A 2,223-nucleotide genomic window follows, 5' to 3' on the forward strand; every position below is an offset into this window, starting at 1 on the left:
GACCACCGGGCCCGCGCGCCCCGCCGGCGTCCGACCGCCGTCCGCCCGCCGGGCGACGCCGCGCGTATCCCCAGGTAGGAGTACCGTTCTCGCGTGGCTCATCTGGACTGGGAGATCAAGGCAAGCCTGCTGATGTACGTGATGGGGGCGCCGGGCGGCCGCATCGTGCAGGACGACGCCGTGGGCGGCACGGGCGCCTCGTTCCACTTCCCGCTCGACCCGGAGCGCACGCCCGAGGTGTCCGCGGACTCCTCGTCGTTCGCGTTCACGGGCTCCGTGATCTTCATCGGGCACTTCGGCTCGTTCGTGGGCGAGGTCGCCGACATCGAGGTCGTCGCACCCGCCGACGGCGGCGCCGACTGGACCATGTCGATCCGGGACCGCGAGTCGGACGTGCGTACGGTCGCCTTCCGCCTGGCCGGCGCCCCGGAGCGTTCGGCCGACGGCGCCCGCCTGACCTGGCAGCAGGTCGAGCTCACGGCGGACGGCGCGAAGCTCTGGGGCGGCAGCTACCCCGAGGCGACCCCCTTCGAGCCGGTCTCGATCGATCTCTCCTGACCTCGCCCGTCCCCGGCTCGTCAGGCGGCGGGCGGGGTGACGTCGACGGACGTGAGCCGGGTCGCCTGGGCCTCCGTCAGGGGCAGGGACAGGGCGGCGATCGCCGCGTCCAGCTGGGCGGGCTTGCTGCCGCCCAGCATCGGGTGGATGCCGCGGGACGCCAGCCAGGCGAGCACCACCTGGCCGCGGGAGGCGTCGAGCTCGGCCGCGACGTCGTCGAGCACGCCGAGCCGCCGCGTGGTGCCCGGGTGGTCGAAGACCTCGGGGATCGGCTTGGCCGGGTTGTCGTACGCGCCCGACAGCAACGGCGTGTACGCCCAGACGTCCAGGTGCTCGACGGCAACCAGGTCGACGAGCTCGTCGTCGAGCCAGCCGAACCGGTGGTTGCCCGTGAGGGTGCCGGGCCGCGGCTGGAGGTAGCTGTAGGCGTGCTGGACCACGCTGAACGGCTCCCTGCCCTGCCCGACGGCGTGCCGGCGCGCCCGCTCGACGCGCCACGCCGGGTGGTTCGATGTACCGATCCGCGCCGCGACGCCGTCGGACACGAGGGCCGCGCAGGCGTCGGCGGTCTCCTCGACGGGGACGGAGCGGTCCTCCATGTGGGCCCAGGCCAGGTCGACGTGGTCGGTGCCGAGGCGGCGCAGGCTGCCCGTGATCTGCTCGCGGATCGCGGCGTGCGCGAGGCCCGTGCGGGAGGCGGGCCAGTGCGCGGCGTCGCGGGGCTCGGCACCGAACTTGGTGGAGAGCAGCACCCGGTCGCGCACACCGGGGCGGGCCGCGAACCAGCGGCCGAGCACCTCCTCGCTCTGGCCGCCGTAGCCGGACTCGCTCGCCCAGAACGCGTAGCAGTCGGCGGTGTCGATCCAGCGGCCGCCGGCGTCGACGAACCGGTCCAGGAGGTCGAACGCCGTGGTCTCGTCGACGGTGGTGCCGAACATCATGGCGCCGAGCACGAGGCGCTCGGCGGGGGTGGGTTGTGTGGTGGTCATGGGACCAGCGAAATCCCTGGAGCGCACTCCAGGTCAAGGGGAGGATCTGAGGATGATCACGTATTCGCCCGCGCAGGCCGCCGAGGTCTCCGGCTTCAGCATCGACACGCTGCGGTACTACGAGCGCGAGGGCATCCTGCGTCCCATCGCGCGGACGTCGGGCGGGCACCGCACGTACACCGAGGACGACCTGGGGTGGCTCGACCTGGTGCACTGCCTGCGCGACACCGGCATGCCGATCGCGGACCTCAGGCGGTACGCCGAGCTGTCGCTCGACGAGGCGACGCTGGCCGCGCGCGTCGCGCTGCTGGAGGAGCACGACCGGCGGGTGCAGGAGTCGATCGACACGCTCCGCGGCCAGCAGGAGCGCCTCCGGGAGAAGATCCGCTGGTACCGCGATCAGGGCGTGTGAGTCGACCACAGCAGTTGCTGCCAGTTCAGGCGCCACGGTGGCAGCAACCGCTGTGGTCAACGGGACTTGGAGCCGGGTAAGTCGGGGTGGACTTTTCTCTGATCCGACGGGGTCCGCTGGTAGGTTTTCCGGCATGACGTCACCAGCACCCGGCGTCGGCGAGGTCGCGCCAGCGGCCGTCGGCCCCGGTCCGGTCCCGTCAACCGATCCCGGGCCCGCAGCAGCCCCCACGCCGACCCCGGAGCTCCCGCCGGTCCCCGCGCC

Annotated in this window: 3 protein-coding genes; 2 read left to right on the forward strand and 1 reads right to left on the reverse strand. The window is 73.0% G+C overall.

The genetic code is table 11. The annotated features are described in order from the left end of the window. Positions 1-93 precede the first annotated feature (93 nt). Positions 94-558 (forward strand): HtaA domain-containing protein, encoded by a 465-nt coding sequence (locus PROKR_RS24155; protein WP_036968754.1) that lies wholly within the window; start codon positions 94-96, stop codon positions 556-558. Between the two features lie 20 nt (positions 559-578). Here the strand turns inward: PROKR_RS24155 and PROKR_RS24160 are convergent, their stop codons facing one another. Beyond that, positions 579-1,547, reverse strand: a complete 969-nt coding sequence (locus tag PROKR_RS24160) for an aldo/keto reductase (RefSeq protein ID WP_036968757.1) — start codon at positions 1,545-1,547, stop codon at positions 579-581. 52 nt (positions 1,548-1,599) lie between these two features. On the opposite strand from PROKR_RS24160, the gene PROKR_RS24165 reads away from it, so the two are divergent. Next, positions 1,600-1,959: a MerR family transcriptional regulator gene (locus PROKR_RS24165; RefSeq protein ID WP_036968760.1), complete on the forward strand. Its 360-nt coding sequence runs from the start codon at positions 1,600-1,602 to the stop codon at positions 1,957-1,959. Positions 1,960-2,223: the final 264 nt, after the last annotated feature.

Origin of the sequence: Promicromonospora kroppenstedtii DSM 19349 (assembly GCF_000515355.1) — a bacterium.
Taxonomy (GTDB): domain Bacteria; phylum Actinomycetota; class Actinomycetes; order Actinomycetales; family Cellulomonadaceae; genus Promicromonospora; species Promicromonospora kroppenstedtii.

Excerpts from the sequence above, each read along its gene's own strand:
- PROKR_RS24160 (WP_036968757.1), bottom strand. The coding sequence starts at position 1,547 with ATGACCACCACACAACCCACCCCCGCCGAGCGCCTCGTGCTCGGCGCC.
- PROKR_RS24165 (WP_036968760.1), top strand. The coding sequence starts at position 1,600 with ATGATCACGTATTCGCCCGCGCAGGCCGCCGAGGTCTCCGGCTTCAGC.